At 30.7% G+C, this 25,742-nt stretch carries 20 protein-coding genes; all 20 read right to left on the bottom strand.

The window, feature by feature from the left end; genetic code table 11:
* Positions 1-202: 202 nt before the first annotated feature.
* The gene (locus ACZYT4_RS10280) at positions 203-400 is read right to left on the bottom strand and encodes a DpnD/PcfM family protein (protein WP_463785360.1); all 198 of its coding nucleotides are present in this window, start codon (positions 398-400) and stop codon (positions 203-205) included.
* Entirely contained in the window at positions 400-612 is a 213-nt protein-coding gene (locus tag ACZYT4_RS10275) for a hypothetical protein (protein WP_463785409.1), read from the bottom strand. Before ACZYT4_RS10275 ends, ACZYT4_RS10280 begins: the two co-directional genes overlap by 1 nt.
* A gap of 100 nt (positions 613-712) precedes the next feature.
* Positions 713-1,711: a DUF4238 domain-containing protein gene (locus ACZYT4_RS10270; protein WP_463785358.1), complete on the bottom strand. Its 999-nt coding sequence runs from the start codon at positions 1,709-1,711 to the stop codon at positions 713-715.
* Between the two features lie 51 nt (positions 1,712-1,762).
* The gene (locus tag ACZYT4_RS10265) at positions 1,763-2,713 is read right to left on the bottom strand and encodes a DUF3991 domain-containing protein (RefSeq protein ID WP_463785355.1); all 951 of its coding nucleotides are present in this window, start codon (positions 2,711-2,713) and stop codon (positions 1,763-1,765) included.
* A gap of 46 nt (positions 2,714-2,759) precedes the next feature.
* Complete coding sequence (locus ACZYT4_RS10260; protein ID WP_463785353.1) at positions 2,760-10,940, bottom strand: DEAD/DEAH box helicase family protein; 8,181 nt, start codon at positions 10,938-10,940, stop codon at positions 2,760-2,762.
* Positions 10,941-11,035: 95 nt separating this feature from the next.
* Positions 11,036-11,452, bottom strand: a complete 417-nt coding sequence (locus ACZYT4_RS10255; protein WP_463785351.1) for a YjdF family protein — start codon at positions 11,450-11,452, stop codon at positions 11,036-11,038.
* Positions 11,453-11,699: 247 nt separating this feature from the next.
* Positions 11,700-12,452 carry a CPBP family glutamic-type intramembrane protease gene (locus tag ACZYT4_RS10250; RefSeq protein ID WP_463785348.1) on the bottom strand — a complete coding sequence of 251 codons (753 nt, stop codon included), beginning with the start codon at positions 12,450-12,452 and terminating at the stop codon, positions 11,700-11,702.
* A gap of 74 nt (positions 12,453-12,526) precedes the next feature.
* Positions 12,527-14,449: a tetracycline resistance ribosomal protection protein Tet(44) gene (gene tet(44), locus ACZYT4_RS10245; protein ID WP_087302314.1), complete on the bottom strand. Its 1,923-nt coding sequence runs from the start codon at positions 14,447-14,449 to the stop codon at positions 12,527-12,529.
* Between the two features lie 49 nt (positions 14,450-14,498).
* On the bottom strand, positions 14,499-15,026 hold the full coding sequence (locus ACZYT4_RS10240) for a PadR family transcriptional regulator (RefSeq protein WP_087302312.1): 528 nt from the start codon (positions 15,024-15,026) through the stop codon (positions 14,499-14,501).
* 12 nt (positions 15,027-15,038) lie between these two features.
* Positions 15,039-15,389, bottom strand: a complete 351-nt coding sequence (locus tag ACZYT4_RS10235) for a VOC family protein (protein WP_087302310.1) — start codon at positions 15,387-15,389, stop codon at positions 15,039-15,041.
* A gap of 224 nt (positions 15,390-15,613) precedes the next feature.
* Positions 15,614-16,390, bottom strand: a complete 777-nt coding sequence (locus tag ACZYT4_RS10230; protein WP_290140528.1) for an LPD28 domain-containing protein — start codon at positions 16,388-16,390, stop codon at positions 15,614-15,616.
* Positions 16,332-17,057, bottom strand: a complete 726-nt coding sequence (locus ACZYT4_RS10225) for a hypothetical protein (RefSeq protein ID WP_463785341.1) — start codon at positions 17,055-17,057, stop codon at positions 16,332-16,334. Before ACZYT4_RS10225 ends, ACZYT4_RS10230 begins: the two co-directional genes overlap by 59 nt.
* Positions 17,041-17,682: a hypothetical protein gene (locus tag ACZYT4_RS10220; RefSeq protein ID WP_463785340.1), complete on the bottom strand. Its 642-nt coding sequence runs from the start codon at positions 17,680-17,682 to the stop codon at positions 17,041-17,043. The genes ACZYT4_RS10225 and ACZYT4_RS10220 overlap by 17 nt, the downstream gene beginning before the upstream one ends.
* 65 nt (positions 17,683-17,747) lie before the next feature.
* Positions 17,748-17,873: a hypothetical protein gene (locus ACZYT4_RS10215; RefSeq protein ID WP_463785338.1), complete on the bottom strand. Its 126-nt coding sequence runs from the start codon at positions 17,871-17,873 to the stop codon at positions 17,748-17,750.
* On the bottom strand, positions 17,866-21,339 hold the full coding sequence (locus ACZYT4_RS10210; RefSeq protein ID WP_463785336.1) for a SpaA isopeptide-forming pilin-related protein: 3,474 nt from the start codon (positions 21,337-21,339) through the stop codon (positions 17,866-17,868). The genes ACZYT4_RS10215 and ACZYT4_RS10210 overlap by 8 nt, the downstream gene beginning before the upstream one ends.
* 165 nt (positions 21,340-21,504) lie before the next feature.
* Entirely contained in the window at positions 21,505-21,639 is a 135-nt protein-coding gene (locus ACZYT4_RS10205) for a hypothetical protein (protein ID WP_463785335.1), read from the bottom strand.
* 406 nt (positions 21,640-22,045) lie between these two features.
* Complete coding sequence (locus ACZYT4_RS10200; RefSeq protein ID WP_463785333.1) at positions 22,046-23,002, bottom strand: ParB/RepB/Spo0J family partition protein; 957 nt, start codon at positions 23,000-23,002, stop codon at positions 22,046-22,048.
* Positions 22,956-23,777: a ParA family protein gene (locus ACZYT4_RS10195; RefSeq protein WP_463785330.1), complete on the bottom strand. Its 822-nt coding sequence runs from the start codon at positions 23,775-23,777 to the stop codon at positions 22,956-22,958. The genes ACZYT4_RS10200 and ACZYT4_RS10195 overlap by 47 nt, the downstream gene beginning before the upstream one ends.
* Before the next feature lie 132 nt (positions 23,778-23,909).
* A complete protein-coding gene (locus ACZYT4_RS10190) occupies positions 23,910-24,209 on the bottom strand; it encodes a hypothetical protein (protein WP_463785328.1) in 300 nt (99 codons plus the stop codon).
* 742 nt (positions 24,210-24,951) lie between these two features.
* Complete coding sequence (locus ACZYT4_RS10185) at positions 24,952-25,377, bottom strand: PIN domain-containing protein (protein WP_463785326.1); 426 nt, start codon at positions 25,375-25,377, stop codon at positions 24,952-24,954.
* Positions 25,378-25,742: the final 365 nt, after the last annotated feature.

Genomic DNA, 25,742 nt, shown 5'->3' with positions numbered 1-25,742 from the left:
TAATAACTCCACATAATGCTCCTAGTTCAAACACTCCCAACAATTTCAACCATTCCATCACTCTTCACTCCTTTCTTGGGGTATTAGGGGGATTTCCCCTAACAAGCCGACTTTTGATGGCAAAAGTCCTTGCTTGCTACTATTCAGGACATAGAGATAGATCTCTTTTATCAAGAATCTTAATTGACCATAAGAAAAATTTCTATCTAACATATTCATCTTTATTTTTTACTTTATCTATGACCTTAAAATCAGTAGCTACATAATTTTCTTCATTGAGAATGATTTCTTGATTATGGTATTTCTCTTTTAATTTTATGATAGCTTCCTGCTCATTTTCTGCTTCAATGATTTCCTGATACTGTAATGTTTCTGTAATTTCAACTTTATATTTAGCCATTATGTTTCATCTCCATTTCTTATATTTTCAAAAAAGGAATCAGTATTCTGTTCTAATTTTTCATATTGATTTTTAAGATTATTTAATTCTTTCAATCTTAAATTAATGACGTTGATTTCTTTATCTAACTGATTTCTTTTTTCAATTTTTAATTGTTTTTGTTGTTCTAATTTTTGAATTTCTTTTATGATTTTTTTAATCAAATCAACCATCTCCTCTCTAAATTTATACAAAAGAAAAAGCAACTTCTTTTTTAGAAATTGCTTCTACCTTTATACTCTAATCTTAAATAATCAGTTATTTTTCTACTAATTATAATAATTGTAGGCATATGTTCTTATTTTTTACATTGACTGTTACTTTACTAAAAAACAGTTCAACATTTTCTAGAAGATTTAATTCATCAACATAGGTATACACTTGATTTTGACAGCTTTGATAAATAAGTGTATTAATTTTCTTAACCTTTTTAACATCACTACAAGATTTAATATACCAATCATTAGTTAATAAAGGAGATGTTTTAAAAACTAAACAAATTTCCGTTGACAATGGAAAAATAATCATATTACAGTCTCCTTTTTTAAAAATAGAATATTTATAATGACTATCATCTACTTTTTTTAAAGTGCATATAGGAGAATCGCTTGTAATAAATGTTTCTTCCGTTTTATTTACCAAAACATCACAAGTCATTTCCCCTATGCACATCATCTTTGCATTATAGTTATCCAATTCTCCAATTTGTCTTATATGATGTACTTTAGCATCATCATTATCATGAATACCAATATCAATTTTTTTATTATTAAAATTTTTTATGCCATTATTTCCACAAATTTCATTAACTGCATTGTAAATTTTAATATACATATTTTTATACAATGGAGATCTCATATATTGAATTAAAATATATAAAATGATATATTTTCGAGTTTCAAAAAATTGTGAAAATGGAATAACTGTATTTATATTTTTTTCATTTAAAATATACTCTTTAAATTTTGAAAAAATATTACCCATAACAGATTCTAATTCTGAAAAAAATTTTTCCATATTGTTTGTATGAACATAATCCTCAAACTTTTTATTTTTAAAATCGATACCTTTAATCACTTCCTCTAACAGTGGAGAAGTTGGTTTATCTAAAGAAATATCGAAATAATCATTTTCACAAGCTACATTTCTAATCAACTGATTTTTTAAAATTTTATTTTCTTTTTTTAAAAATACATTTATTTTATCTTCATTTATGCAAAAGTATTTTAAATAAAACTGTGGAACATAATGTTGTTTCTTAGTGTAATTCATTAGGAGTCACCTCTAATAAATTATCTCACTATACCTTTACGAAAACAATATTTACCTTAACATTGTTTTTTTCATCATTGAATTATTCAACAATATCTCATTTATATCTTTAAACTTCTTTGGACTTCTGTCAAAAATCTCATATCTTCCATTTAAATGATGTTTAATCTTTTCACTTGTTTCATAACCTGCTCTATCATTATCAAGATGTAAAACGATTTCTTTTATTTGTTTATTGTTCATTAAAAAATGTTCTAATGCTATTGGCAATTCTGAATTTTCAATATTCTTTCCAAAATTTGATGCACCACCCAATGACAAATAGTTTTCATGATTCCAAGATCTGCCCTTTTGTTTTTCTAAAGTCTGAAATGACATTAAGTCAATTGGACTTTCAAACACATGAAGGACATCATTTGTTGCATTAACAAGTCTAAAACTATAGTGTTTATCACTTCCATACACATCTTTTTTCCAGTTATCATTGGTTGCTCTTTTAGATGCAAATCTTTCTTTACCTTTTTCATCATACCCTATAAAGAGTACTGAATGATCTTTTTGACATTCGTAGATATAGCCTCTTAGATAATAGAAATCGACAATATCTTTATCAATACATCTTTCATTGACTAAATAATTAAACATATTTTTTGATTGAGAACATACTTTTGGCAATTTAAAGTCACAAGATTGTTGCTTCATATGATATGCTTTTTGATAAACAGGTGGCTTTTCTGTGATGCATCTATATATCAAAAATGCAGCATCTAAAAAGGACATGTCACAAACTTTTATCAGATAATCCAATGCACTTTTTCCACCTATTCCTTTGGACCACCACATCCACATGCCATTAGTCATATGCAGACTATCATGTGTTCTTGTGACATAATCATTGTTTGATTTTCTTACAAGCTCATTAGGTTCATAATTTGATAAATAAGTTAATAGATCAATTTTTTTCACCATTGCTAGTTCTTCAGGCTTTAAATATTTTTTCATTTTCTTCCTCCCAATTATAAAAAGCCGATAAAATATATTATCAACTTTATCTTTCTAATGATATTGGTGTACGATATTTTTCTTCTGGAACTTCATCATCAAAAACTAAAGATTCCTTATCATCTTTTCCTCCAATATCAAGTTCTTTATCCAATTTTGATAATATTTTACTTAAACTTTGTAGTTCATCTTCTTTTTCAAAAGGCTTCTCCACTTCTTCCTTCGCATTCATAAACTGCTGATAAGTTTCATCATATAATGCTTTTTCTATTTCCAGTTTTTTAGGAATGGAATCTATAACATTATCAATACGGGTTATATTTCCATAGACATCATCACCTAATTCAACAGGATGACTCAAATGATTTTTTAAAGTTAAAATATGAATATTATGAAATGAATCATATCTTAACGACATTTCAAATCCTCGATAGTTCCCTATCATGATTTCCTCCTGAGATTTTAATTCCTGACATGCTAAAAGGATGGCTTGTCCTGCCTGTTTTTTATCATGAAATGTGATATCTTTAACAGTCATGTCAACAAATTCATTTTGATGAACAATTGATTCTATATCCTTTTTATAACCATGAATTCTTTCTTCGATAAGTTTGATTTTTTGAGGATAATACTTTACTATCCTATCTTCAAGCTCATATTTTTGTGAAAGATAATTGGCTTTAGCCAGTTTAAGCTTAGCCACTTTCGTATCTAGTTCCATCTTTTCCTTTACTTTAGGATTTCCACTAGCTAATGCTTTTATCTCAGCATAACTAAGTGAAGCTTCGTCGATATCTTCAGCAGAACGAACAGGGGATTTGCTCGTCATAATCTGACTAATAAACTTCTGTTTATTTTCAACAAGCTGATACAGATAAGCGTCAAATGTCCCTTCCGTTACATATCTATAAATATACACATCACTGTTTGTATTTCCCTGACGAATGATACGACCGGCTCTTTGTTCAAGGTCCGAAGGTCGCCACGGACAATCTAAATCATGACTAGCAACAAGCCTATCCTGAACATTTGTTCCTGCTCCCATCTTGCTTGTTGAACCGACAAGAATACGCACTTTCCCTTGTCTGACTTTAGAAAATAATTCTTTCTTTTTAATATCAGTTTTTGCATTATGGATATAGGCAATTTCATCATCAGGCACACCATTTTCAATGAGTTTTTTTCTTAATTCATCATATATATTGAACTCATTTACCTTTGGTGTAGACATATCACAGGAAATCAATTGTGTTGATCTTTGGCTTTTAGTTTCATGATAAATCTTTAAGACATTATCAATACATGCATTGACTTTACTATTTTCATATTCCGACAGTAATGGATTGATAAGCCTCTGATCTAATGCCAGTTTTCTTCCATCATTTGTGATTTTCAGCATATTATCTTCAGTAGGATCAACAGCACCTTCTCTTATCTTTTCAGCACGTTTTCCTAATGATTCAACAATCTCTTTTTGGATTTCACTAGGCTTGACGGAAACATTATGATAATGAGCCTTAGGTACTGGAAGATTAAGCATATCTGCAGTCTTTATATCGGCTACTTCTTTGAACATGTTAATCAATTCAGGCAGGTTAAAGAATTTCGCAAATCTTGTTTTCATACGATATCCCGTTCCCTCTGGTGCAAGTTCAATGGCTGAAACTGTTTCACCAAATGTACTTGCCCAACTATCAAAGTGCTGTAAATTGTGTTTGACAAGAGTTCCATATTGCAGGTATCTTTGCATTGTATACATTTCAGTCATTGAATTACTTATAGGCGTTCCGGTTGCAAAGACAATTCCCTTTCCACCAGTGATTTCATCTAAATAACGACACTTCATAAATAAGTCAGAAGATTTCTGTGCCTCAGTTTGAGCCAATCCTGATACATTTTTCATTTTTGTAAAAAGAAAAAGATTTTTATAATAATGAGCTTCATCAACAAAAAGACGATCAACACCCAATTCTTCAAAGGTGATCAAATCGTCTTTTCTGTCCTGATTATTCAGTTTTTCCATTTTAGCTTTTAATGATTTCTTTGTCCTTTCCATCTGCTTGATAGTAAATCTTTCTCCATTATTCGCCTTTAAATCCTGAATGCCACGAGTGATTTCCTCTATCTGATTTTCAATCGTCTGTATCTGTCTTTCAATAGACATCGGTATCTTTTCAAACTGTGAATGACCGACGATGACCGCATCATAATCACCTGTTGCAATGCGTGAAAACAGCTTTTTACGATTTCTTTTTTCAAAATCTCGTTTTGTTGTGACTAATATATTGGCACTTGGATATAATTGCAGAAATTCACTTCCCCACTGTTCAACAAGATGGTTGGGAACAACGAACATGGATTTATTGGACAACCCCAGTCGTTTGAGTTCCATACAGGCAGCCACCATTTCATATGTTTTTCCTGCACCAACTACGTGTGCAAGGAGTACATTATGACCATAAAGAATATGAGCAATGGCATCTTTTTGATGCTTTCTCAGTTCTATTTCAGGATTCATATTAGGAAAAGTTAGATGACTGCCATCATATTCACGAGGTCGAATACTGTTGAAATTTGTGTTATAGATTTTCGTCAGTCTATCTCGTCTTTCCATATCCTTCCATACCCATTCCACAAACGCTCCCTTGATAGAATCTTGTTTCTGTTGAGCAATCATTGTTTCTTTTTTATTAAGAACGGCAATTTTTTTACCATCATCATCGTATTCATAATCAAATATCTTTGTTGATTTTAAATTCAAACAATCCTCAATCAGTTTATAGCCACTCACTCGATGTGTTCCATAAGTCTTGTCTGCTTTGACATTATTTTTATCATAACTTTTACCACTGATATTCCATGCCCCAGTTACATTGGAATAGGTGACATTGATATAGTCACGATAATATGCAGATGTACCTAGAAGTTCATGTACAAACTGTGTATAAATACCTTCAGGTATCCATGTAGCTCCGAGCCTAACCTCAATTTCACTTGCACTTAAATCCTTTGGTAAAACTTTTTCCAGTGCTTGAACGTGTTTATGATATGTTGAATCAATTGCAACAGATAATCGTGCAATTTCCAATTTTTCACGTACATTCCCACTTAAATATTCATCAGCCGTGATGTATTCAGCTTTAGTATCACTATCTAAAACATGAGGTATTTTATAGATTACACCATCAAGTTCATCAATCATATCATCAATGGAGTGATTACATAGTTCACTCATATACTCAAGGTCAACTTTTCCTTTTTCTCCAAGTGATACCATCAATGCTTCACTTGCAGTGTCAACATGAGTAATATCGACTTTCTTTCTAATGGTACGTTTTGTAAACATATCAGCCTTGCTTTTGAGAGTTCCATCTTCATTAATATTTTCAAGCGAACACAACAAATAAAATGAACTATCATCTCGGAATGCAAGACTATTTGCACGACTATTGATAAGTCCATGTTTTGATGTAAAGCTATCATAGATTTCGTTTAAATAAAGCTGCTCAGCCTTAATTTCTTCCTCCGAGTAATCTTGACTCTGAAATTCAATTAAACGCCTCACAGACTCTCTAATAGCAATTAAACCGATAATTCTATTTTCTGCAGTTGATGAAACATCTACTTTGTTCATCATGCTATTGATACGATAATAGATTTCACCATCAACAACTGTATAGCTGAAGTTTCTAATATTTGGATCTGCTGGAATACTTTCAATAGTTTCATCTTCTGTTATATCATCTTCTAAGATATATTCATCCATTTTACCATGTATATTTTCTATTGCATTATTAATGGCATCTTTTAAAGAAATATCTTCATATGGGATAACTGTCAAATCTTCTCGACCATACATGCTTCTTGTCTTTTCAACTGTTCCAAGTATCATTTCAGGATGGTCAATAAAATATTGATTAATGATATGACCTTGCTCATCAAAACCGGTTGACATCCATGCATCTTCTTGAACAATTGCTCTTTCTCTTTTCTTCAAAAAGAGAATATCACTAACTGCTTTTGTATCATCGAATGCGCTATTCGGTAAACGGATAGCACCTATCAATTCACATCTTTCATTGATATACTTTCGAGCAGTGCTATTTTTCTTATCCATTGTATAACGTGATGTCACAAATGCAATCAATCCCCCTGGTCTTACTTTATCAATTGTTTTTGCAAAGAAATAATCATGAATGTTCAAATTTAATTTATCATATTGCTTATCTATGACCTTAAACTGTCCAAAAGGAACATTACCTATAGCAACATCAAAAAAGCTATCAGGAAGTTTGGATTTTTCATAACCCTCAACTGCAATATTGGCATTTTGATACAGCTGTTTAGCAATTCTACCCGTAATTGAATCCAATTCAACCCCATAAAGTCTAGACTCTTTCATATGATCAGGAATCATGCCAAAAAAATGACCTATACCACATGATGGTTCTAGAATATTCCCATAATGAAATCCCATCTTCTCTAGTACCTTATATATACCCTCAATCACAATGGGAGAAGTATAAAATGAAGACAATGTCGATTCTCTTGCCATCGCATATTCACCATCATTTAAAAGATTTTTAAGTTCCTCATATTCCTTTGACCATGAGGATTTAGATTCATCAAAAACATCCGAAAGTCCACCCCATCCAACATATTTTGCAAGAATCTCCTGTTCTTGTGATGTCGCAAGACGATTTTCTTTCTCCAAAGAAAAAAGCAACTTAATAGCTGCTACATTGTTTCTGTATCTTTCTTTTGGTGTACCTGCTCCTAAATGCTCATCTTTTATCTGATAATTAATACGTTCAGTTAAAATGACAGTTTTATCATTAGATTCATTTTCAACAATGGGTTCACCATAATTATCAATATATTCTTGAGGAATATCTGTATAAGTGATTTTTCCATTTTCATCAAATTCAATAGAATAAAGATTATCTTTTTCATGGCTTACATATAAACGCTTATATGCGAGATAATATCCTTTATCACGAACATTTTGAAGCCATGTAAGAGCATATTCTATCATATCTTCAACAGCTATGTCAGATGTTGAGTCCCATTCAATATTCATATCTTGATTATAATAATAAACTGGTTTAACAGTTTTATCATTTTGATCAATTGAAAATCTCATATGAGGATTCATGATTTCTATACCATTCGTTTCATAGAAATGATACATATCAAAAACTCCTTCATCACGATCATAACTCAATGACAAGGGATAGTCATTTTCGTTTTTTGTCTTTAATGTCAAAAATGGTGAACTTAAACTTAAAAATTCAGAATCAAGCTGACGAAAAGCCTCATATAACTTCATTTGTTTTTTCATATTTCGTTTAGAAAACGATATATCATTATATGTCCTATCTAAAAGTTCATTAATCATCTGCTCTCTAAAAATTGAATCAGTTGTATATAAATCATAGATATCAGGATCTGTGATATTGATTGAAGTCATAATATCAATCATTGCTTCACGAATAAATAGTTCTGCTTCATGTTCATCCGTATCACGCTCTTTTAATTGTGGATAATATTCACTTTTCTGTATCTTATCAACAAATATAGGAATATATTCATCAAAAAGCTGTTCGTTAGTTTCAAGATTATCTTCTTCGATTGCAACAAGTAATTTGTCATTAAGTGGGTTTTCTTTTAAGAGATTCTTGAAATCTTCTCTTGATAGATAATCAATAAATAAAGGAAACTCATCACTTTGAATAGCAACCTCATTTCCATCTTCGATGATGGTGTATTCATCCATTCCTTTATAAAAGGTATCTCCCACTTTCCAACGATAATCTTTCTTGACATTCTCATCTGAACTGTTTTCCACGACCATACCAGCTGGTTCATGATTTAACATTTTACGTTCGTATTCAAGCTGCTGTCCCATCTGCTCATGGAGAAACTCTGGATAGTGTCTCATTTCGTCCTTGCTAAGATAACGATTAGCAGCAACAAGCTCACTAATCCTTTTCGCAATTTTCTTCCAGTTGAGTGTTATCGCTATTTCTTCTTTGCCAATCTGTCGACTTCTAGAAAAGGTGATTCCTTTGCTGTCATGATTTATATTGATGAGACCTACTGCTGGTGCTGAGCCACCAGTTCCATATTCCTCTTTTAGAAATTTGGCATTTTCGCTTATTGATTGTTTTTTTAGCTTTTGTTGATAGATTCTGTATTTTCCATCTACGAAGCCACTGCCACGAACTAAGACACGATCAATCTCTTCTTGAGAAAAATAAATACCGTTTTTGAGCTGTTCCTCATTTTCATATATAGCTGTTTGCTGTTCTTCAATAGTTGGAATTTGAACACTAGGATCAAAATAGCGTGATAGAATCATGCCGTCTATTTCGCTTTCTACAAGGGACCAACTGTAATCGCTAGATGCTTTCTGGTTGTCATATGCTCCCATGTAGATATGTAGATGGGTTTCTTCTTTCTTGAATCCAAGAATGACACCATCCACTTCCATTTCTACAATCTGGTCAGGATAAAAGTCCTTTATGAACTGTATTCGTTTTTGCTGATCTTGTTCATTGCTTAAAAATTCAATAATTTCAGCAGAGCTTTTTTTAAATTCATTTTTATATGAAAACAGGTAATAATCTACATTTCTATTCATTGTTCCATTTTCATAAGTTACTTGAATAGATGACATTCTTTCCCATTTAGGAAGTAGATATTCATTGTTCTCAATTAATTTTGCGATTTCCAATTGCAGTTCAAAGAAAGATAAATGAGATTTGGATTTTTTATTTTGCCAGCTACCAGCCCATATATTAAGTCCATTACCATCTTTCTTATAGCCAATATAAGAAAAATCATTTCTTTCTGGATGTCTGAAAGTTTCCACTAAAGTATCATCATAACATTCTGCAAGATATTGAGTACGTTCATTATCATCGGTATGTTCCATAAAGAACTGCTGAATTTCTTCACGAGAATGTTGAAGTGAAACATCTTCACGTAATAACGCAGGTAAATCCTGCAAATCAAAAGGTGGTAAAGTATTTTCTTCTTCACCACCTAATTCTAAATCTAATTGTAGATTATCTCCTTGAGAATGATTTCCTCGACTTGTACCTTTAGATTGTTCATATGCTGTACCCATTCCATCTGATAAGTTTCTTTGTTCGGTGCTGGATGTTTCACTAACATCTGTTCCATCATTTTTTCCATCTTTGCCTGTGCTTGTTCCTCGACTTCCTTGAGATGTTTGTTCAATGTATTGCTTGCCCTCAAGGCGAACAGATGTGCCGGCTGATTGGTTTTGAGGTAATTCATTCTCAACATTGCGTATTTCCCTAATGGATTTTCCTCGTTCCCTATCTTGAGATTTGGAAACTGATAATCCCCTACTTGATTGTATGTGACTTCCTTCATATATAACACTCCCTTCATTATCACCATCATCTATATTTTGACTTATTTCTTTAGACTGTGCAAATGTACGATTTTCTGATTGTATCAATTTTCGTACCACTCGACCGATTTCACTTAATGCCACATCTGTTAAATCCTTATTGGCAGTTCCTAAAACACCAATAACATCAAATGTATCAAATAAAGATATAGCGTCGAAATCCCCCTTTTCAAAATAAAATATCGGGTCAATATCACTTCTTCTCATCAGACAGTATGCTATGGAGTTTTCAAGAATCTTTATAAATACTTTTTTAATTTCAAATACTTCCATATTCTCAAAAGAACTATTTTGATTATATTTTATGATCTGGTCTAAATAATCATCACCGTTATCTTTGACAAACATATGAGCTAATGATAAATATGCACTTCCTAAATCTTGCTTATTTTTTAAAATGCCATAACTATTCGACAATGATTCAATAACAGCATCATACATTGATTCGTTAATTGCCCATAGCTTTAGATTTTGGTGTTGTGGACTTCTTGTATCTGCAATATCAAAGACATATCTCAAACTAGAGTATTTTTTTGAATCATCTATTAATGCTATACCTTTAGCTCCTTTTTTAATCCACCTTTTCATTCGATTATTCCAATAATCAAATGTTGCACATGCTTTCGCATCTGGCTTTTGAGCATAAATTAAAAGCTGATCAGCAAAATCGTATTTAAACATATAAGAAGATGTATCTAAAAAGGACAACCATGATTTCTCATCTTTTACAACCATCTTTGTTGTTTCAGCTAACAAATCATTGATCATATCAAACTTATTCACTTTTGCACCTCCTTTTCTTTCTAAAACAAAAAAGAGATCTCAAATTATTTTGAAATCTCTCATATTCAAATCATTTTAAAAGAAAACATAAGAAACTAATGTCCCTTATGTTTTCTTTTTCTCTTTTGCTGTTTCAATTCAAACTTACGTTCATTATCAATCCTTTTTTGTTTATGGCTTTGAATCTTACGAACTTTTTTATTTTGTTCTTGTTGTAATTTTAAAGCCTGTTGAGATTGTGTGCCAATTCCTTTGTTTTGTAATTGTTTTTTTGCCTCTCTTAATTTTCTTTTAGGATTCTTATTTGTTTCCTTTTCGTTTGCTTCTACAGCTGGACTAAACTGCAAACTATTGTATTTTTTCATTACATATTCTTGAATTTCATAATCTTTTGGCTCTTTGCCAAATATAACCTTCGCAACAGAAAGTTTATTGTCACAGATTTGTTCAAAAACACCAACCCAAAAAGGATTCTCGAAATATACAGTGAGTTTACATTTTATACTATCCATAGTCATCCCTCCTTGTTAAATTTATATACAAAGAATGGACAACCCGGAGGGGCAGGTTACTTACCCTATGATTATAGGACGGCTGGGCTACCTACCAGCTCTAGCATTTATTCAATGCATTGCGTTTTTATCTTTGCTGTTTATATAATAAGATTTAATAACTCAATTATCAAGATTCTCTTTTATTTTTGATAACAATTATTAAAAATAATATATTCTTTTCTTCACTGAAAATTAGGATTTGCTATTATCTTATATATCTTTTATTTATATTTAAAATTAGTATTGATACTATTATTGTTACAATCAAAGTTATACAACAACTTAACAAACTATAATTAAATACAAATATTGCAGATAACCCATTTATTAAACAATGAGTTAATATACAAGGAAATACACCTTTCGATACCTTTCTTATTGTTGCCAAAGCATAGCATAAGGTTAAACACATTATTCCAAAAAGAAAATAGTTCATATTTGCATTTGCTGTTCCTATTATAAAAAATATTGGTAAATGCCATAACCACCAAATAATAGAAGTAAAGATTGTTGCTATATGAAATCCAAATTTCTTTTCCAATTCAGGTTGTAAAATCATTCTCCATCCAACTTCTTCATTTCCACCACCAAATAACATCATTGGTAAAATTACTATAAGCATAAATATAGGAGCACCAAATTTAAATCCATTTATTGCACACCCCAAAACATAATAAATCAATACAAATAAAATTACTAAAATATAAGTCCAAATATTATGTTTTATATCAAATATCTTTTTTAACCATTCTTTTAAATTCTTAACTTTGTTATTTCTCTTTAGTGATATATAAGAGGCAATAGTTGGAGAGAATCCCCCGATAATGTGCAAAATCCTTAAAAATATATTATTTATTGTCAAGTTAAATATTTGACTAATTAAAGCACAACCACCCCAAAATATTAGCATTATAACAAATGTTATTATTAAAAATTCTTTCACTAACTTTTTATTCATAAATACTCCTATCATCTCTACAAATTACTATTTATTAAACAAATCACTAAATTGTAATTTTAGTGAATAGTAACTTAATTTTCTTTTTTATTAAACATATGGCGTACTTTATCTATTCGATTATTTGGTCTACGTGATTGAATAACTGGTTCACAAGTAGCAATTTGATAATCTTTTAATTCTGTCAAAAAAACTGCTTGCCCATTTGTATATAGAGTTAAAGTATTACGATATTCATTAATACAACGTACAGGAATATGTCCTGTAAAAATAACTTCATCATTTTTTGATTGACTTGTTTCAATTATTGCACAATGTTTTTGTGCATCTTTATATGCACGAGAAAAGTATCCCTCTGGTGTAAAAAGTATAAACGAAAGATATGGCTCTAATAATTGCGTTCCCGCTTTTTTCAATGTTTGTTCAAGTACAATTGGGGCAAGAAAGCGAAAATCCGAGGGAGTACTAACAGGGCTATAATAAACACCATATTCAAAACATATTTTACAATCTGTCACTTTCCAACCATACAATCCTTGCTCCAGTCCATAATTAATACCTTCTCTTACTGCATTTTGAAAACTTTGATTTAAATAACCGAGTGAAACTTTGCTTTCGTACTGTATTCCAGTGCCAATTGGAAGTGGAGTTATTGATAATCCAATTGATGCCCAAAATGGATTTGGTGGTACTTCAATATGAATAGTATAATCTGCCTTTTGTAATGGCTTTTCCAAATAAATTACGGTTGGATCTTCGATTCTTATGTTTATGTGATATTTTTCAATCAACAGAGAACAGATAACTTCTAACTGCACTGTTCCTAAAAAAGAAATGATGATTTCATGTGTTATCGTATCAACATAATAACGTAAAAGAGGATCAGTATCTGCAATTTCTGTAAGAGCATCCAATAATTTTTCTCTCTCTTCTATTTTTATCGGTTCAATTCTTGTTCGTAGTATTGGTACAGTCTTGTCATTCCATACATTGCATGGCAAAATCTTTTCATTTCCTATAATATCGTTCAATCTTAATGTATTGTTAGGTATAATAAAAATATCTCCAGAACAAACTATTTTTGTCTGTATCATTTCCCCATTTGAAGGAATATATATTTCTGTAAGTTTCATTTTCTTTTTTTCTGGCAACATAATTGTATCTCGTAAGTGTAATGTTCCACTATAAAGACGCAAATAAACTAATCTTTGCTTATGGTCTGTATATTCAATTTTAAAAACTCTTCCACATAGTTCTGAATCATTCTCATTCATTTCAGAACAAAAAAGATTTGAAATAGCTTCGATAAGTTGTTGAGTCCCTATATTATTTCTAGCACTTCCATGGTATATAGGAAACAACGAACCTTTTTTAACACACCTATATTCTTCATACATTAATTCTTGTATAGTCAATTTTTCTCCTACAATATATTTTTCTAAAAGTTTATCATTTTTGGAAATTACAGGATCCCAATCATCTAAATCAATGATATTTTTAATTGATATTTCTGGAGTTAATGTTACATTTTGCATAACAATAATATCATTTGAAAGTTTTTCTTTGATATTTTGATAAATATTATTTAAGTTAATTCCATCCTGATCTATTTTATTTATAAAAATAATTGTTGGTATATTCATTTTTTGAAGTGCATGGAATAGTATTCGGGTTTGTGCTTGTACACCATCTTTAGCAGAAATTACTAAAATTGCTCCATCAAGAACAGATAAGGAACGATACACTTCTGTTATAAAATCTGTATGTCCAGGAGTATCTACAATATTGATTTTGTAGTCATTCCAATTAAAAGAAGTAACTGCTGCCTGAATTGTGATTCCACGCTGACGTTCTAAAAACATAGTATCTGTCCTTGTTGTTCCCTTATCTACACTGCCTAATTCTAAAATTGCTCCACTTGTATAAAGCAGACTTTCCGTTAAGGTCGTCTTTCCTGCATCTACATGAGCAAGAATACCAATGTTGATTATTTTCATGGAATTTCCCTCCCTACAAATTTATCTTTTAACTTAAAATCAATATTTGCTAATTTTGTTCTTTTAAACTATTCTCAAAATCAATTATCCACTTTTCTAATGTTTCTACTAATGCTAATTGTTGTTTGAACATTTGTTTTCCAACATTAGGAATATGTTGTCTATGAGAACGTCTTTCATTTAGTAATTCTTTTAATTCTAATATCTTTGATTTTATATTAGAAACAAGAATCTGTTTTTGTTCATCATCTACTAAATCTAAATTCGTGATAATAACATTAAAATCCAAATATAGACTAACATCAGAATTTGAAATATCATTCATAAGTTTATTAAAATAATCATTACCTTTGTTAGTAATAGTATATATTGCTTTATCTGGCATATTTCCCTCTTTCTCTTTATGGCTAACAATATATTCTTTTGATTCTAATTGTAATACTTTCTTATAAATAGACTGTTCACTAATTTTTACCCATCTTGGTATATTACGATATTCTATATTTTTTTTAATATCATAAGCACTTTGTGATTTTTGTTTAATAAGTCCTAATAATACCAAATCTATATTTGACATAATCTCTACTCCTTACTTAATATAATCTGTAACGCCAAGTCTATTTCCAAATGGATCTTCAAACTCGACTGCATTACCAGTTCCAATTTTAAAAGGCTCACTCAAAAATTTTATATCATTATTCAACATTTCTTTATAGAAGATTGCAACATCTTCTACTTCAAACCATATTGTAGGCTTTAAATTCTCAAATTTATTTTTGTCTTTTAAAATTATTGCAGGTTCTTCATTTCCAATATTATAAGCAACCATTCCCTTATCAGAGAAATCAAATTTCTTTTTTAACCCCAATATTTCCTCATAGTATCTTTTTGCTTCTTCCATATTATCTACAGGAAGAAAATAATTGTCATAATTTTTCATATATTTAATGTCCTCCTTTCTACTATAAACTACACTACTATATTTTATAGTAGTTATCGTTAAAAGTCAATATATAATAAAAAAATAGATTAGTTGCACTGAACTAATTTATTTGTATAACTGCCTGTCGTACAAAAAAGACTGTCATTACTGACAATCTTTTTGGTAAATTCTAATTTATCTAGTTTGATTATCTCATAAAAAAAATTTGTTTACAATATATATTAACGAACATAATTATTTTTACTGATAGGATATTTTCTGAAGTAATCATGAATCAAGATACTTTTAGAATCATTAAATAATATATCTTTAGTCTCATCTACATTTCTATATCCATGATGTAATACAATCTTCTTTGTAGTCAATATGGTTCCCCAAAAATTAACACGAATAGATTTTCCTATCATTGTAATTATTCCATCTTGATTATCATCACACTGACACTCATATTTGTATAACCCCTTAGGCAAATCTTTACTATCAATTCGATAGGGTGTGAATAAAGCAGGTTTATTGAAAATTGTTATTTCCTGAAATCTTATATTTTCCAGTTTTATCTTTTGTAGGTTGGGTATATTATTGTTTTTACTGTTCTTATAGAGTTGATATAGATTTCCTTGAATCAGCACGTCTTTGATCGAATGAACCTGCTGTGTTTTTATTAACACACTTAAATGTTTATCAAATCCTTTTTCATGTTTAAGGTATTGATATGCTCTAAATACGTCCATGATGTAATCATCTTTATCAATAATCTGAGCTAGATATTTTAAATTTTCGTTACTTTGATGTGTAAACTTGAATCTTACATGAATAAATTTAACATCATAAGGATAATATCCTAACTTGCGTAGGGAATTAGAAACATGATCATATCCTTTTGAAAGGTCAATATATACTTTTTTATCATCATTCTGTAATATCATCTTGAATGAATTTTCATCGCTCATATCTCTTTGTTCCTTTGATTGGCTTTGTTTTATTTCTTTCAAATTCAAGATGTTTGCTCATGATGACTTGACATCGCTCTCTATAATCCTTGAAAGCATCTGTGTAACTTGAAAAATAGTGACCAGCATAATATCCATATTTTCTGCTAGGTGTAGTATCCCATGTCACATAGGGAGATGGGGAAATAGAGCTATGTCCTAGAACAATCGCTCTACTCCCAATACTTGTTTCGGCAATAATTTTATATGGTCCATTTGCCTCCTGATAAAGATCAGAAATATCTATATGATCTGAACTATATAATGAAATGACTTGTGAAGTGATTTCATGTAGTTGGCAGTAGGATAGATATTTCTGAAGACCTTTCATGTGAGAAATATCTTCGCGCCAGTTATCAATAGTGCACCAGATGCCACAATGCTCGTCCAATGTCATATATTCTATCTCAAACCCATTTTCAAGATCATCCAATAGATAGTCCTCAATGTTATAGTCCCATTCAAGAATTTTCATATATTCTGATTTTCCTTGAATATTTTCACGAATGCATCTTATTTCATCAAGATTACTTTGAGATACAGCTATTGCCTGAAATCCAGTTGTACCATCTCCGTTTTTAAATGATAATACTTGACTGATGACCATATCAAATTCTTCCTTATCCCTTAATATTTGATAAGAGTTATTGATGAAATCTTTAACTACTTTCTTCATTTTCTGTTCTCCCGTCAAGAATCTTGTAGCATAGTTCATTTCTGAGTTCTAGGGAAGTTATCATACGATTGTTACTTTCTATAATGGTTTTGGCTAGCTCCTTAGATGATTCAAATGTGACTTCACCTAAAAAATCATGAATGAAATCTGGAAAATATCCACAGCTATAGTGAGATAAAAAAGTAGAAGTAAGACCAATTCCATAACAGAAAGACATATAATAAATGAGACCATCATCAAAAATATCAATGCTGTGATAATAATTGTCTATAAATCCCCATAATTCAATATGAAAGTCAATGGACATATAGATAATCTTATAACCCTTCTGCATTTGCTGGAGAACATACCCTTCAATACATTCTTTGAACAATTTTTTGTATTCTTGCTTTTCATAGCGAAGGTTTTGAATGGGAATTGATTTAGCTCTAGCTTTTGGGCGAAATAGAAAAGATTCATCTGGATTGATTTCATTTGAAATACCAGCTGTATAGTAATCTTTTCCATTGATTTCCTTGACAAGAACAAAATCAACATGTGGATACTCGTATAGATTTGAATTTCCTATTTCATTGAGGACATTTTCGAGATGTTCCACTCTGGTTTTAAAAATCATAATTTTCATTCCTTTCCTTGTTTAATTATTTAAAAGCAGGCAGCAATGATGCCACCTGCTTTTAAAATGGATTGTTATTGTTTATGTTTCATTTCAATGAGTTTTCTTTTTTGTCTTTTGACTTTGACATATATCTTGATACCTAAAAGAGCTATCATGATTGACAATGTAACTGTTGCAATCCATAGGGCATTATTCACTCATGTCACCATCTTTCTTTTTTGATTTTCTTGATATCACTAGGACTGCAATTCCTACCATTGCCATGACCGCTAGATATAATCCTGTTTGAGAATTGTCTCCAGTTTTCACAACAGTTGTCTTAGGTTGATCTTTCATAATGACTTTTTGAACTTCTCCAGTATCGGCAATAGTAAATTCCACATCATTGGCAACTTCATATCCTGCTGGGGCAAGATTTTCATGCAGGATATAAGTTTTTCCAACTTCTAAACCTTCAATTCGATGTGGCTCTTTCTTTGAAGTCCAAGTTTCAATAATCTGACCAGTTTCTTTATCAGCCAAAGTGAGTTTTGCACCTTCGATTTCCTTTTCGTTAGTTGCATCGACCTTTGAAATATCCACTTTAGTGATTTCATCTTTCATAGTCACTTTTGTTGGAATTCCATCAGCATTGACTGTAAAAGTGACATCTGAAGCAGTTGCATATCCCATTGGTGCCAAATCTTCATGAAGTGTATATTCTTCACCTATTAAAAGCCCTCTGATGATATGAGATTCTTTGCCTGAAACCCATTCTTCAACGACGTTGCCATCTTTATCTTTTAACGACAAATGAGCACCTTCTAATTCTTTTTCATCAGTTGCATCAACTTTAGAGATTTCAGTTGTTGTTTTTTCATTTTCTATATTGATTTCTTTTGTATAGATAATTTTATCACTGTGATCATAGCTTAAATCAATATCATAAACAGTATCGTTTGGTACATATCCTTCAAGAGTCTGAACTTCTTTCAATTCATATTTTCCTAATGGAAGATTTCCAATATGGATTTCTCCAAGTTCGTTGGTTACATATAATCCATTTTCAGAAATATCTACGGATACTTTATCACCAGCTTTATACAGTAATGAGTTTCTTCCATCAAGAGTATAAATATCTTCTTTTGCTGTTAATTCAAATGTAATACCACCTAATGGTTCTTTTGTATCTTTATCAGTTTTAAATAAATCTATCTGTCCATATGGAGCAATATTTGTGACATTGATTTCATGAGTATATGCCTTAGTTGTTGTATCTTCTGCCTTGAAGATAATGTCATGTACAGTTTCATCTAAAACATAACCTTCATTTGTCAATGTTTCTTTAAGTCGATATTCACCCATGAATAGATCGTCAATAATGATTTGTCCATTGACATCGGTTTTTCCTTTAGCAACAACTTCTCCTTTTTTGAAAAGAATAGAGCCATCTATTGCAGAAACAATATCATTTTTTGCAGTCAACAGATACTCAATATCTGTCATGGCTTTACCAGTTTCCTTATCTGTTTTATTGATGACAATTTTTCCTTTTGGCTGAGCATTAGCTATCTTTACAGTAAGAATAGGTGCTTTATCATCGTCTACGTCATAATCATATTGATTAGTGATTGTAAATGAAATTGGTTCTTCTAAAGCTAAAAATCCATCAGGAGTTTTCAATTCTTCAATGGTATATGTTCCTGCATCCAATTCTAATGGTAAAGTGACTTCTCCTAGTTCACCAAAAGGAACAGTTACCTGATTCTTTGAATTTGTTGTAAAAGTATCAATTTTTTGTCCAGCAACTTTTTGAACAACATAATTACCCTCGCTGTTCTTAATCTTGAAACTTGCACCATTTAAAGTGACTGTCTTTCCTGTTTCTTCATCAACTTTGACCAATCTGACTTGAGAAGTGAATGGTCTATTGTTGATATTAATAATCTTGATTTGTTCAATATCTTCATATTCGGTATAATCATCGGTAATTGAAATAGTAAAGTCTGGCGCAGTGATATAGTCCTTTGGAGTCTTTGTTTCTTTTACCAGATATTCTCCGTGAGGAAGATATGGAGTCGTGGCACGACCATTTTCGGCTGTTGTGATAATTGCATAAGTTGTCGCATTATCCCATCCAACATGATCAACTTCAGATTTTAATTTAAATGTAAATTCTGCACCCTGCAGTCCTTTTATGATGCCAGAAATTCCATCTTTTTCACCAGATTTGAATACCTGAATTTTTTGCATATTCACTCTGTTAGATGTTTTCTTTGATGAGGTCACCTTAGATACTGTTTGACCCTGATAGTCAAGTGAAACGTTGATAATAGAAGGATTTAAAACCAATGAATCATTTGATGATGTTTCCTTGATGTAAAAATCACCTAAAGGAAGATTGTCCCAAGTGATTTTTCCATCTTTATTTGTTTCCTTAGATGATACTAAAGCATCTTTTTCATAGTATGTTTTTGTACCAGCTTTATTTGTGATTCTTTCTTTGGCACGCAATTCGTAAGTATTGCCTTCCAATGTTGCATCACCAGTTAAGCCATTTGTTTTAGAAGAATCAATGGATTTTGTTAATTCTATCTTTCCAGTTGGTTCGTTATTGGTAAATTCAATAGAAGTTGTTTCATTTGGTTTTATTTCAAATGATTTTTCACTTACATTGATAAGATATCCATTAGCAGATTTTGTTTCTACTGCTTTGTATTCACCAGGAACTAATCTATCTAATTTGATTTTTCCATTTTTATCAGTTGTGTGTGTTTCGTCAAAATCATTTGGTCCAGTAATGCGATAAGATGTTTCAGCAATTGTAGATGTTTTATCATCATTGTATTTTGTTAGTACAAGCTTTCCAAACTGATTGACTGTCACTTTCATTGAAGTCTGCATGACATCATCAATTTTGAAACTTGCAACTGCCTGACAGTCATCAGCAGTATAATAAATGCTGACTCCAGTTTCACTTGCAGGAATGTCTTTCTTCAATACAATATTTGCTTTGGTAATAGATGATGTACCTTTTACAGTTAACGTATTTCCACTGATCTTAACATCTAGACCACCATCGTCTACAACTACCATATCTTCCAAGACACCTTTTGTATCAGTCAAGGTCAATGTTTTATCTGCATCAATGTTGTGTGTCTTATTGGCAAATGATGGAGCCACATAAAACTTATCAACATCAGCTAGAATTTCTTTCCACTTTTGCTGAACCTCTGCATAAGTGTAGGCTGTTGGGGTTCTCACCCACTCCAGATCATCTCTTTCATGAATTTCTCTCCAAAGAAGTCCCTGAGTGATTGCGTACCAATCCTTATCCGTTCTTCCTGCAACTTTCGTTCCATAGTAAGCTATCAAAGACAATCTCTTTGCCTTTTCTTCACTGATACCAATATCTTTATATGTTCCAGCTGTTACTTTCTTGTTGTTACGAAAAGTTGTAAAGTAATCTACACAGAATACAGGCTGATTGTCAACCAACAAGTATCCCTCTGTTCCATGTTCACTTCCATCGGTAGGATCAATAAGAATCCAATCCTTATATTGAATTGAACTGGTTGTTCCAGTTAATGCAAACGCATTTGTAACAAGTCCATTCATTAACATCATGACACTTGCTATACATAGAACTGATTTCTTTGCTATATTTTTTATTTTCTTTAACATTTTTCTTCTCCTCACATTTCAATTTTTTATATCAAAAAGAGGAACTTTTTCTGTTCCTCAATTTAAGCATGGCGATCTAATTTTGATTTTCATAGTCATTTCCTTTCCAACAAAAAAGACATCTCACTTTGAGATGCCTAATAATCTTGTTTATTCAGTTTCATATTATTCTAAATATGGTCTAATATTCTTTTCGATTTGTTCAACATTGTTTTCCTTCATTCTTTGCTTTTCCTCATTATCCCAAGTTAAAAACACTGCTAACCACACAACAAATAAAATAATTAACATTTTCTTCATATCACTCAGCTCCTATTTATTTTGATTAATATCTTTTATGTCTTCATTTTATACTGAGCACCTGTGAATAACAAATCTATGATTTTTCTGATTTTTTCGGGTTTCGATTCTTTCTTCTAACAGATTCACTTCCTTTTGTATTTCGTCTTACAAAACATCTATACACTTTATCAAACACTTTCTTTTTCTTCACAATATTCTCCTCTATTCTTTTTATAGATATAAGCAATATATCTTAAATACATATGTTGATTTCTTCCGTCAGGTTATATATACCCGTTAGGTTAGAAAGGGGTTCTTAGGGGAATACGCAGTCACGTTTCCACGCAAAAAAACAGACTCCCCCTTACAAGTCTGTTGGAATGACATGATTTACGATTTCTAAGGTCACATGTGTAACCATTAGCTATCTTTCATGTTCCTTACTTCTTTTTTTTGCCCAAGATTTTAACAATTTTAAAATCACTTCGCTTTTTTGTCTTGGTGTATAGTCTTTAGGAAAGTATTCATCAATATCCTCCATTTTAAAGGAAATCTTTTCTTTCTGATTGGCTTTAATTTCAGTCATAATTGAATAGATAACATTTTCATCCAATCTGTTTTCTTTTGATAATTCTTTCATTCTGATAGCTTGGGCATGACTTGGTGTTAAATCAAGTTCCTCAATGTATTTAACTACAAATTCCTGATTCTCTTTGGATAGATAAGATAATTCAACCGCCGGATTAAACGCTATTTTCTTTTTATCCTTTCTTAATCCATCAACCATGTCTCTTAATGGTTCAATCAGCTCTGTTAAGCGAATAAATCTTTGAACTTGATTTTTACTTTCACCAACTTCTTTTGCTAATAAATTCACTGAATAAATACCTTTTAACTTCTGCCCAAGTTGGGCAGAAGTTAAATCAGTTCTTTTTCCTTGATGCTTCATTGCTTCTAATTTCATCTTATAAGCAAAGCCTCGTTCTGTTGGCAATATCGTTTCTCGCTGAATATTTGAATCAACCATGATGATTGTTGCCTGCTCGTCAGTCAAGTCACGTACAATCGCTGGAACTGTGTCTAAACCATTCATTTCAGCGGCTTTCATCCTTCGATGTCCTGAAACCATTTCATAACCATTTCCGTCTTTAGAAGGTCTAACAAGAGTTGGTAAAAGTATTCCATTTTCAGTTACACTTTCTATCAGTTTCAGCATCTGCTCATCTTCTCTTACCTTAAATGGATGATTTTTAAACTCATGGATTTCATCAATTGGCAATTCCATGATTTTTTCTAATTTTGCTTCCTGACGTTGTTCCTCACTTGTAAACAAATCATCGTACGAAGGTATTCTTATGTCGTTTATGTTCTTTTTCGGCATTTAAGATAACCTCCTTTGTAAAAGCATTATATGCTTTGGTTGCTGAACCTTTTGGATCATACAAGAATATGCTCTGCCCTGTCCCTGTAGATTCGGCTGCTTTGGTACATCGTGGAATCGTCATATCAAACACTTTAATATGACTTCCAAAATTCTTCCTCACATCATTTGTAATTTTTTTTGAAAGGTTTGTTCTTTCGTTCGTCATGGTAATCAAAACACCTTCAATCTTTAAATCCTGATTGAGATTTCGTTTGACCATATTGATTGACTTTAATAAATCTGCCATACCTTCCACTCCATAGGGTTCAGCCTGAACAGTAATAATGACCTTATCTGAAGCAGTCAATGCATTGATAGGTAAATTGTCCAATGATGGATTGGTATCAATAACAATAAAATCATAATCATCCCTGACAGTATCAATAAATCTTTTCACAACAGTTTCACGACACATTGCACTCTCTAATGTTGCATTAATACTTGCAAGTGATATATTTGATGGAACAATGTCTACATTTTCATCGCTATGCAAAATAAGCTGTTCATTATCAATAGGAATGTCCTGAATAACAGATAAAATCACGTCCCTCATGGATAAAGGATATTGACTACTGTCATAATATCCAAATGCTTTTGTTGAATGACCTTGTGGATCCAAATCTACAAGTAGTACTTTTTTATCATGTAGTGCTAGGCATGCACTTAAACTTACAGATGTCATTGTTTTACCAACGCCACCCTTTTGATTAGCAATTGCAATGACTTCAGCCATATTTTTTCACCTCAGTCCATTTATATAACATTTTCAATCCTCCTTCCATTTTGCCAGAAGAAACTCTGGCTATGTAAAAAAGTCATCTCATATAACTAAGATGACTTGTCAGTAAAATATGTTTGTAAATATTTATCTTTCCATTTGCTTTTTCTTAGGCTTGTCATAATTCTTTATAGGAAGTTCCTTGCTTTTCAAATGTTCAAGCATTCTTTCCAAATCTTCCTGACTTTCAGCACCCACAACATAATCAAATACAAACTTTCCATTCTGTTCTGTTGGATGCACTGTACTGATAAATCTTTTTCCATTTTCAAGCGTAGAATATTCCTTTGGCAAATCATTATCAATCAAGTTTAGATTTCCTTTATAAAATAATACTATGGGTGGACAGTTCTTTGATTTAAAATATTCATGATAGTTATGACTCATGACAGTCACATACTTATGTTTAATCTGTTTTTTATACTCTCTAATAATTCCTTTATTAATAGTGATCTTTCATTCGAAAAGAAATAATTACCTTTCTATTGTATATTTTGCTTTTAAAAATGATAATAATAAAAAGATGTTAGTTCATTTTTACCAACATCAAACTTTAACATTATTTTTAATCATTCTTCGTTTTGTAGTACAATTAATATTCCAATTCTAAAAATATCAAATACTATTTTTATTATATTAACATAATGATTTATATCTATATTTTTAATACTTTATACTTCACAAAATATAGTTTTTTATTCTCCATCGATTTTTCGATAAATATATTTAAACACTAAAAAACTTTTTTGACAAAATATCAACATAGCAACTTAATAGATAATTCTTTTAATTAAACATATAGTAAAATCAAAGTATTTAATTGCTATAAATATGAAAGTTTTATAATTATTTATACTATAGAATGAAAAAATTCACTACAATTTTTTTATAATATAATGATTCCTCAGAATTTTATTGCAATGATGCTGTCGAAAGTTCTACACATTCTATTAAGCATTCTAAATTGTTGTTTCTTAACCAAAGTTTTACTTCATTTTCTTGTTTTGAATTCTTCACTTTAATATATAGTGTTAGTACAACTACATCAAATCTATTAAAAGCTTGTATCTTAATAATACCTAATACTAAGATTAATTATAAAAATTAATTAAATAATTTATATATAATGCTAAAATTCAGATAAAAAATCATCAAATTTTAATACAGCAAATCCATTAGATTTCATTTTATTATAAAATCTTTTATCCTCTGTTATTAATGTACATCCTTCCTTCACAGCTGTATCTGCTATTATAGCATCTTTTATATTACTTTTATTTTTATTAATAATTAAATTGTAGACATCACCTTCACCTAGACGACTATAACCTAATCTACTATGTCCTAGAACACATACACTATTTGGTATTAATTTTGCTCTCAAGTCTGCAAGCATTAAAATATTTGTTTTTCTTTTTTCAATATCTGGTATATCACATAATTCTTCTACCTGAATAGTAGTTATATAATATTCGTAAATTGTAGTAGATGATTTAATTTGATCAATAAAAGTTGGAAGCTTGTCAAATATATTTGAGTCAAACATTATTTTCATAGTTTTTCTCCTTTCATAATTATGAGATAATTATAAACTAATAATATAAATCTTTCAAAAACAATGAAGCACAATATCATTTATTTATAGTCAAAATAACGAATATATATTTATTCTCATCAATTTAACAGTAACAATATAATTTATTCTTATTTTTAACAATCAACTTCCTGAATCGCTAACAGATTTCGTCGACTGCTTACACGTTGCACACAAATCTTAATAATTATTTTGTATAAAGATTTACTGAGATTTGTTAGAACTTTTTAAAACTTAAATAGACTTATAATTTCATTTGGAAAATAGACAAACCGTTTCTATCGAAGAAGCTAGTAAATAATTAGCTTTATCCTAATTACAACGAA

This window comes from Massilimicrobiota sp. mt181, from assembly GCF_055420065.1.
The sequence above is the reverse complement of the archived record's forward strand: the minus strand, read 5'-3'. Positions and strand labels throughout refer to the sequence as shown.

Excerpts from the sequence above, each read along its gene's own strand:
- ACZYT4_RS10185 (WP_463785326.1), bottom strand. The coding sequence starts at position 25,377 with ATGAAAATAATGTTTGACTCAAATATATTTGACAAGCTTCCAACTTTT.
- ACZYT4_RS10195 (WP_463785330.1), bottom strand. The coding sequence starts at position 23,777 with ATGGCTGAAGTCATTGCAATTGCTAATCAAAAGGGTGGCGTTGGTAAA.
- ACZYT4_RS10235 (WP_087302310.1), bottom strand. The coding sequence starts at position 15,389 with ATGAAAAATTATGACAATTATTTTCTTCCTGTAGATAATATGGAAGAA.
- ACZYT4_RS10250 (WP_463785348.1), bottom strand. The coding sequence starts at position 12,452 with ATGAATAAAAAGTTAGTGAAAGAATTTTTAATAATAACATTTGTTATA.
- ACZYT4_RS10225 (WP_463785341.1), bottom strand. The coding sequence starts at position 17,057 with ATGAAGAAAGTAGTTAAAGATTTCATCAATAACTCTTATCAAATATTA.
- ACZYT4_RS10280 (WP_463785360.1), bottom strand. The coding sequence starts at position 400 with ATGGCTAAATATAAAGTTGAAATTACAGAAACATTACAGTATCAGGAA.
- ACZYT4_RS10240 (WP_087302312.1), bottom strand. The coding sequence starts at position 15,026 with ATGTCAAATATAGATTTGGTATTATTAGGACTTATTAAACAAAAATCA.
- ACZYT4_RS10205 (WP_463785335.1), bottom strand. The coding sequence starts at position 21,639 with ATGAAGAAAATGTTAATTATTTTATTTGTTGTGTGGTTAGCAGTGTTT.
- ACZYT4_RS10220 (WP_463785340.1), bottom strand. The coding sequence starts at position 17,682 with ATGAAAATTATGATTTTTAAAACCAGAGTGGAACATCTCGAAAATGTC.
- ACZYT4_RS10200 (WP_463785333.1), bottom strand. The coding sequence starts at position 23,002 with ATGCCGAAAAAGAACATAAACGACATAAGAATACCTTCGTACGATGAT.
- ACZYT4_RS10190 (WP_463785328.1), bottom strand. The coding sequence starts at position 24,209 with ATGAGTCATAACTATCATGAATATTTTAAATCAAAGAACTGTCCACCC.
- ACZYT4_RS10275 (WP_463785409.1), bottom strand. The coding sequence starts at position 612 with ATGGTTGATTTGATTAAAAAAATCATAAAAGAAATTCAAAAATTAGAA.
- ACZYT4_RS10265 (WP_463785355.1), bottom strand. The coding sequence starts at position 2,713 with ATGAAAAAATATTTAAAGCCTGAAGAACTAGCAATGGTGAAAAAAATT.
- ACZYT4_RS10210 (WP_463785336.1), bottom strand. The coding sequence starts at position 21,339 with ATGTTAAAGAAAATAAAAAATATAGCAAAGAAATCAGTTCTATGTATA.
- ACZYT4_RS10255 (WP_463785351.1), bottom strand. The coding sequence starts at position 11,452 with ATGGATAGTATAAAATGTAAACTCACTGTATATTTCGAGAATCCTTTT.
- ACZYT4_RS10270 (WP_463785358.1), bottom strand. The coding sequence starts at position 1,711 with ATGAATTACACTAAGAAACAACATTATGTTCCACAGTTTTATTTAAAA.